Annotated in this window: 8 protein-coding genes; all 8 read right to left on the bottom strand. The window is 67.7% G+C overall.

Annotation, left to right across the window (positions count from 1 at the left end):
• A partial coding sequence (gene tolB / locus RSA25_RS18215; protein WP_332810241.1) for a Tol-Pal system beta propeller repeat protein TolB occupies nucleotides 1-1168 on the bottom strand: 1168 nt, incomplete at its 3' end.
• 121 nt (nucleotides 1169-1289) lie between these two features.
• The gene (locus RSA25_RS18210) at nucleotides 1290-1688 is read right to left on the bottom strand and encodes a TonB C-terminal domain-containing protein (RefSeq protein WP_332810240.1); all 399 of its coding nucleotides are present in this window, start codon (nucleotides 1686-1688) and stop codon (nucleotides 1290-1292) included.
• Nucleotides 1689-1731: 43 nt separating this feature from the next.
• The gene (gene tolA / locus RSA25_RS18205) at nucleotides 1732-2790 is read right to left on the bottom strand and encodes a cell envelope integrity protein TolA (RefSeq protein ID WP_332810239.1); all 1059 of its coding nucleotides are present in this window, start codon (nucleotides 2788-2790) and stop codon (nucleotides 1732-1734) included.
• Complete coding sequence (gene tolR, locus RSA25_RS18200; RefSeq protein ID WP_332810238.1) at nucleotides 2780-3208, bottom strand: protein TolR; 429 nt, start codon at nucleotides 3206-3208, stop codon at nucleotides 2780-2782. Before tolR ends, tolA begins: the two co-directional genes overlap by 11 nt.
• 23 nt (nucleotides 3209-3231) lie before the next feature.
• A complete protein-coding gene (tolQ, locus tag RSA25_RS18195) occupies nucleotides 3232-4011 on the bottom strand; it encodes a protein TolQ (RefSeq protein WP_332810237.1) in 780 nt (259 codons plus the stop codon).
• Nucleotides 4012-4021: 10 nt separating this feature from the next.
• Entirely contained in the window at nucleotides 4022-4453 is a 432-nt protein-coding gene (gene ybgC / locus RSA25_RS18190; RefSeq protein ID WP_332810236.1) for a tol-pal system-associated acyl-CoA thioesterase, read from the bottom strand.
• The gene (gene ruvB / locus RSA25_RS18185; protein ID WP_332810235.1) at nucleotides 4443-5483 is read right to left on the bottom strand and encodes a Holliday junction branch migration DNA helicase RuvB; all 1041 of its coding nucleotides are present in this window, start codon (nucleotides 5481-5483) and stop codon (nucleotides 4443-4445) included. The genes ybgC and ruvB overlap by 11 nt, the downstream gene beginning before the upstream one ends.
• Before the next feature lie 487 nt (nucleotides 5484-5970).
• A partial coding sequence (locus tag RSA25_RS18180; protein WP_332810234.1) for a potassium transporter Kup occupies nucleotides 5971-7725 on the bottom strand: 1755 nt, incomplete at its 5' end.

Below are 7725 nucleotides of genomic sequence, written 5' to 3'. Positions count from 1 at the left end.
GCGCAAAGCTCGGCGATTCGTCCAGCGAACCCGGCGACAGCGTGCTCCAGCGCGGGGAGCCCAGGCTGCTGTCCATCATCGCGATCTTGTAGGTGTTGCCGCTGCCCTGGGCGACGACCAGCTTCTTGCCGTCGAAGGACAGGCTCGGGGTGGCGTTGTAGTTGCCCTGGAAGGTCACGCGCGAGGCGCTGCCGCCGCTGGAGGGCACCTGGTAGATCTGCGGGCGGCCGCCACGGTCGGAGGTGAAGTAGACGTTGGCGCCGTCGGCGCTCCAGGTCGGCTCGGTATCGATGGCGAAGTGGTTGGTGAGCTGGGTGAGCTGCTTGCTGCCCAGGTCCATCACGTAGATTTCCGGGTTGCCGCTGCGCGACAGCGACAGGGCCAGGCGGCGGCCGTCCGGGGAGAAGGACGGCGCGCTGTTGATGCCACGGAAGCTGGTGACCAGTTCACGGGCACCGGTGGAGATGTTCTGGATGTAGATGGCCGAATTGCCACGCTCGAAGCTCACATAGGCCAGGCGGTTGCCGTCCGGGCTCCAGGAGGGCGACAGCAGCGGCTCGGCCGAGCGCACGATGGTCTGGGGGTTGAAGCCGTCCGAATCGGCCACCATCAGCGCATAGCGCATGGCATCGCCCTTGCCGCTGGCGGTGACATAGGCGATGCGGGTCCAGAAGGCGCCGCGCACGCCGGTGATCTTCTCGTAGATGGCATCGGCCATCTGGTGGGCGACATCGCGCATGGCGTTGCCACGGGCGGTCATTGCCAGGCCCAGCAGGCGCTCACCCTTGGGCACGTCGTACAGCTCGTACTCCACGCGATAGGCACCGGCGCCGGCGTCCATGACGCGGCCGACCACGATGTAGTTCTGCTTCAGCGCGCGCCAGGTGGCGAACTGGATCTCGCTGCCACGGGTGGGCTTCTCGACGATCTGCGCCTCCGGCAGCGTGCGGAACTGGCCCGACCGCTCCAGGTCGGCCCGGACCACGCCGGCCACGTCGGTCTGCGGTGCGCCGGCAGCGCCCTGGTAGGGCATGGGCACCACGGTGATCGGGGTGGCCGAGGCGTTGCCGCCGATGATGTCGATATCCAGCCCCTTCTGCTGCGCCGCGGCAGCAAAGGGCAACAACAGGGCCGCGAATACGGCAAACCAGCGAGGCATCTTCTTCATGGATCGCTCAAATAGGGGAAAACAGCAACGAGGGATAACAGGGCGGCGGTGAACCGTTTCGCAATCATGAACCAAAGGTACGTGAAAGCAGAGTCACCGCGAACGCCAAACTCACACGCGGTTAACGCGGGACGGAGAACTCGATGCGCAGGGCGCGATCGAACACCGGCTCGAAACCCTTGTAGGGCAACGGCTGGGCGCGGAGGACGGCGCGTTCCAGCGCCGCGCGCCCGGCCGCGTCGAACTCGCAGTCGGTGTCGGCTTTGACCGAGGCCACCGCGCCGCCAGGCAGTTGGACGATCGCCACCCGGCAGCGCTGGCCGGGCAGGACCGAATCGCCGATCGCCCACTGTTCGGCGATCTTTGCCCGGATCGCGGCCGCATAGGCGGCGCGCTGCGCCGCGTCGTCCGCGCTGGCCGGCATGCGGCCCGCCGCCGCCTTGCCCGTCACGGCCTCGGCGCGGACGTGGTGGGGCAGCGCGAGGGCGAGGACCAGCGCGAGGAAAAGGGAGGTTTTCATGGGGAGGCTCGGGGCCGCAGGCCGGAAAACGGCCTGCGCCGGGTCAATCCTGCGCGGTGAAGTTGAAGTTGATGGTGCGTTGGAACACCGTCTCGAAGCCGCGGTACGGCAGCGGCTGGGCGTTGAGCACGGCCGCCTCGATGGAGCGCTTGCCGGCCTCATCGAAGGCGCAGTTGCCCACCACCTTGGCCTGGATCACCTGCCCGCCCGGGATCTGGGTGATCGATACCTGGCACTTCTGCCCCAGCGGCACCGAATCCGGCCGGGTCCACTGCCCCTTCACCTTCTGCTGGATCGCCGCAACGTACTTGGCGCTGAGGTCGTCGCTGGTGCCACCGGCACCGGCAGCGGGCTGGGCCGCACCGGTGGCGCCGGCGGTGGCGGCGGTACCGGCGGCCGCGCGGGCAGCGGCCACCTGGCGCAGCTTCTGCTCGGCCTGGCGGGCTTCCTTCTCGGCCTGCTCGCGCTTGCGGCGGATCTCGGCGATCTTCTGCTGGCGCTCGGCTTCGGCCTTGGTGTCGTTGGCCTTCTGCTGCTGCTCGGCCAGCTTCTTCTTTTCCGCCTCTTCCTGCTGCTTGGCCAGGCGCAGCTTCTGCTCGGCCTGTTCCTGGCGCTGGCGCTCGGTCAGGTCGATCTGTTCCTGGCGGCGCTTGGCTTCCTGTTCCTGCCTGGCCTTCTCCGCCGACACCGCCAGGGCGCTGACCGCTTCCTGGTCAACGGTGTCCGGCTGGGCCACGCGCTCCTGGGCCTGCTGCTGCTGCGGGGTGGGCGCATCCTGCGGACGCGGCTCCTCGATCGGCTGCGGCGGCGGCACGGTGTCCTCGGGGATCGGCTCGGGCGGGGTCACCGGCTCGGGCAGGTCAGGCAGCTTTTCCGAGGCGCGCAGCGCCTGGCGCGCGGCGGCGGCCTCGGAGGCGGACAACTGCAGGCTGGCCTCGATGGCCGGGTCGCCGGCGGCGGCCTCGGTGCTGCGCTGGGGCGACCACAGCCAGGCGGCGATGAACACCAGCGCCAGCAGCAGGTGCACGCCAACCGCCAGCGCGATCGGCAGACCCCACTTTTCCTCGGACTGGCGCTGCGGTGGCAGGGCGTCAGCGTGCATCGGTCGCCAGGCCCACCTTTTCCACGTTGGCGCGCTTGATCACGTCCATGGCCGCGATGACCTTTTCATAGGCCACGGCCTTGTCGGCCGCGACGATCACGCGCACGTTCCTGTCCTGGGCGGCCAACGCGCCGAGGCGGGCCTGCAGTTCGCCGGCGTCCATCGGCGCCGGTTCCTTGGCATCGGGCAGCTTGAGGCTGAGCTGGCCGTCCAGGCGGACCGAGACGATCACCGGGTCCTGCTTGCTTTCCAGCGCCTTGGCCTGGGAGTTGGGCAGGTCCACGTCAAAGCTCAGCGTGAGCAGCGGCGCGGTGACCATGAAGATGATCAGCAGCACCAGCATCACGTCGATGTAAGGCACGACGTTGATTTCGGATTTGAGCTTGCGGCGCTTGCGGCGGCCGATGGCAGCGGTCATGGCAGGGTCCTTGTGCTGGGCGCTTACTCGTCGCCGGCGCTCTGGCGCTGCAGGATCGAGCTGAACTCTTCTGCGAAGGTTTCAAAGCGGACCGACATGCGCTCCACGCGGGTGGTGAAGCGGTTGTAGGCCCACACCGCCGGGATGGCCACGAACAGGCCGATGGCGGTGGCAAACAGCGCTTCGGAGATACCGGGCGCCACCGAGGCGATGCCGGCCTGCTCGCCACTGTTGATCATGTCGTGCATGGTCACCATGATGCCGAACACGGTGCCGACCAGGCCCACGTAGGGGGCGGTGGAACCGATGTTGGCCAGCAGTTCCAGGCTGCGCTCGAGCTGGTCCACTTCGCGGGTGTAGGTGGTGCGCATCGCACGCTGCGCGCCTTCCAACTGGGCGCGGCCATCCAGGCGGCGCTTGTCGCGCAGGCGGGTGAATTCGCGGAAGCCGGCTTCGAAGATCGCCTCCAGGCCACCCACCTTGCGGTTGCGGTCGGTGGCGGCGCTGTACAGCTTGCCCAGGTCCGCGCCGGACCAGAAGCGGCTTTCGAACTCGTCCGCTTCGCGGTTGGCCGCGTTGAACACGCGCGCCTTGCGGAAGATGATCACCCAGCTGATGAACGAGCCGGCCAGCAGCAGCAGCACGATGATCTTCACCGGGATGCTGGCCTTGACCATCAGGTCCAGGTAGTTGATGCCACCGCCATGCGCGGCCTGTGCAACCGTCTGCGCCGCAGCACTGGTCACTTCCTGCGGCAGCGCCTCGGTCACCGTGGCCTGCAGGGCCAGGAGCATTGCGATCATCCGTTGTTCCTCACTGTGCGGATACTTGAAGTTCGTAGGGTTTCAGCGCGGCCAGCAGTGCATCGCCCATGCCACGCGGTTTGAAGGTGGAGGCATCCAATGCCGCGATCCTGACCTGGGCCGTCAGCAGCGTTTCATCGCCGCGACACACGCGCTGGTCGAACACCATGCTGGCGCGCTTGCACTGCACCAGCGTGGCCGTCACCGCCAGCGCATCGTCCAGCCGCGCCGGCTTGAGGAAATCCATGGTCATCGCGCGGACCGCGAACACCAGGCCGTGTTCGGTGCGCGTGCGCTCCTGGCCGAAGCCCAGCGCCCGCATCCATTCGGTCCGTGCGCGCTCCATGAAAGCCACGTAGCGGGCGTGATAGACCACCCCGCCCGCGTCGGTATCTTCCCAATATATGCGTGTCGGCCAACTGAACCGGGGATCAATTGCCATCGATGGCCTCGGCAAACAGGTCCGCCGGCGGGTTCTTGGGCTTGAGCCCGAGGTGGCGATAGGCCTTGTGGGTGCACATGCGGCCGCGTGCGGTGCGGATCAGGAAGCCCTGCTGGATGAGGTAGGGCTCGACCACGTCTTCCAGGGTGCCACGCTCCTCGGACAGGGCCGCGGCCAGCGATTCCACGCCGACCGGGCCACCGTCGAAGTAGTCGACCATGGTGCGCAGCATGCGCCGGTCCAGCTCGTCGAAGCCTTCCGGGTCCACCTTCAGCATCTGCATGGCCGCCTGGGCCACGTCCTGGTCGATGTGGCCGGCGGCCTTGACCTGGGCGTAATCGCGCACCCGGCGCAGCAGCCGGTTGGCGATGCGCGGGGTGCCGCGCGAGCGCCGCGCGATCTCGGCCGCGCCCTCGGCGGTGCAGTCGATGTTGAGGATGGTCGCCGAGCGCCGCACGATCCGGGTCAGCTCCTCGGGGGTGTAGAACTCCAGCCGGTGCACGATGCCGAAGCGGTCGCGCAGGGGCGCGGTCAGCAGGCCGGCCCGGGTGGTGGCCCCGATCAGGGTGAACGGCGGCAGGTCGATCTTGATCGAGCGGGCCGCCGGGCCCTCGCCGATCATGATGTCGATCTGGAAATCCTCCATCGCCGGGTACAGCACTTCCTCGACCACGGGCGAGAGGCGGTGGATTTCGTCGATGAACAGCACATCGTGCGGCTGCAGGTTGGTCAGCAGCGCGGCCAGGTCGCCGGCTTTCTCGATCACCGGGCCGGAGGTGACCCGCAGGGCCACGCCCAGCTCGTTGGCGATCACATGGCTCAGGGTGGTCTTGCCCAGGCCGGGCGGGCCGAAGATGAGCACGTGGTCGAGCGCGTCGCCGCGGGCCTTGGAGGCCTCGATGTAGATCGACAGCTGCTCGCGCACCGGCGCCTGGCCCAGGTAATCGGCCATGCGCTTGGGGCGGATGCTGGCGTCGGTGCCCTCGTCTTCGCGGGTGGCACCGGCACCGATGATGCGGTCGTCTGTCATGCGGCAATTATGCGGCAAAAGGGTAAGGTTCTGCCGGGCTGCGCCCGGCGCCCGCAGAGGCCGGAGCCAAGGCAACCGCGAGGTCAACGACAACGGCCGGTTTGCTGAGAGACGGCGGGGTGGGTTCGGCTGCGGGGGACGCTGCAAGTACGTCCCTGTAAGCTCGGTCGCCGCTTGCTCGTGTGTGCAGTCCTGCCCACACGGCAAGACCTGGGTAGGGCTCCTGCCCTACCCGTCAGGCACATGCGCCTGACCCATGCGGCTCACGCCCCCACAACCGGACCCACCCCGCCTTCGCCAACATTCCGTGCGCCGCCAGGCAAGCAAACCCCAGGCGCTCTTCATCCGAAGCTCGCGAATAGTGGCTGGAGGAGAGCCCCCTTGAGGTTCACGGGGGCGCACCGACGGTGGGGGGATCCGGTGGAATGACCCGGGGACCCAAGGTTTGCGCAGCAAACCTTGGGCCGCAGGTGGCGATCTGACTTCGTCAGATCTCCACCTGCGCGCCCAGTTCCACCAGCCGGTTGCCCGGGATCCGGAAGAACCCGGTCGCCGGGGCCGCATTGCGGTGCATGAGCGCGAACAGCTTGTCGCGCCAGATCGGCATGCCGCGGTTGGCGGTGGCCACGATCGTCTCGCGGCTGGCGAAGAAGGTGGTGTCCATGGGGTCGAAGTAGATCCCGCCGTGGTCGCACGAGCGCATCAGCGCCAGCGGCACGTCCGGGGTTTCCATGAAGCCGAAGCGCACGTAGATGCGATAGAACTCATCGCCCACCGACTCGATCTTCAGGCGCTGGCCGGAGGGGGCATAGGGCACCGGCAGGGTCACCACGTGCAGGAACACGTTGCGCTCGTGCAGCACCTTGTTGTGCTTGAGGTTGTGCATCAGCGCGTGCGGGGCCACGGTCGGGTCGGCGGTGAGGAACACCGCCGTGCCCGGCACGCGCACCGGCGGGGCCAGCATCAGCCCGGGCAGGAAGGTGTCGATGCGGATGCCGTCCTTGCGGATCTCATCGCGCAGCAGCTCGCGCCCGCGCCGCCAGGTACGCATCATGGTGAACAGCACGATGCCCAGCACCACCGGGAACCAGGCGCCCTGCAGCAGCTTGGCGCCGTTGGCGATCACAAAGCCCAGGTCGATGATGAAGAACACCACGCACAGCGGGATGATCCAGTAGCGCGAGGTCGGCCACAGCGCGCGCGCCACCAGGGCCAGCAGCAGGGTGTCGATCAGCATGGTCGCCGAGACCGAGATGCCGTAGGCCACCGCCAGGTTGGAGGAGCTGCGGAAGGCCAGCACCAGCCCGATCACCATCACCGCGATGCCCCAGTTGATGCCGGGGATGTAGATCTGGCCGATGGTGTCGTGGGAGGTATGGGTGATGCGCATGCGCGGGATGTAACCCAGCTGCATGGCCTGGCGGGAGACCGAGAACGCACCGGTGATCACCGACTGGGAGGCGATCACCGCGGCCATGGTGGCCAGGATGATCATCGGGTACAGCGCCCAGTCCGGCACGGCCTCGAAGAACGGGTTCTTGACCGCCTCGGGATTGTTGAGCACCAGCGCGCCCTGCCCCAGGTAGTTGAGCACCAGGCACGGCAGCACGAAGAAGTACCAGGCATGGCGGATCGGCTTGGCGCCGAAATGGCCCATGTCCGCATACAGCGCCTCGCCGCCGGTGACGGCCAGCACCACCGCGCCGAGGATGAAGATGCCGTGCCAGCCATGCTCCATGAAGAAGCGCAGCGCCCACATCGGGTTGAAGGCCTTGAGCACCTCCGGCGCATCGACGATGTTCCAGATGCCGATGGCGGCCAGGGAGATGAACCAGATCGAGGTGATCGGCCCGAACAGCTTGCCGATCTTTTCGGTGCCAAAGCGCTGCACCGCGAACACTGCCAGCAGCACCACCACCGTGATCGGTACGATGAAGGCATGCAGGCCCGGCGCGGCCACCTCCAGGCCTTCGACCGCGCCCAGCACCGAGATGGCCGGGGTGATCACCCCGTCGCCGAAGAACAGCGAGGCCCCGAAGATGCCCAGGATGCCGACCACGTAGGCCGAGCGCGAGCCGTTGCGCAGGGTGCGCTGGGTCAGCGCCATCAGGGCCATGATGCCGCCCTCGCCCTCGTTGTCGGCGCGCATGATGATGGTGACGTACTTGAGCGTGACCACGATGTTCAACGCCCAGAACGCCAGCGACAGCACGCCCAGCACGGTGTCGTGGTCGCTGTTGAG

This window comes from Stenotrophomonas sp. (assembly GCF_036662295.1).
Lineage (GTDB): Bacteria > Pseudomonadota > Gammaproteobacteria > Xanthomonadales > Xanthomonadaceae > Stenotrophomonas.
This window is presented reverse-complemented; position numbering and strand designations above follow the sequence as displayed.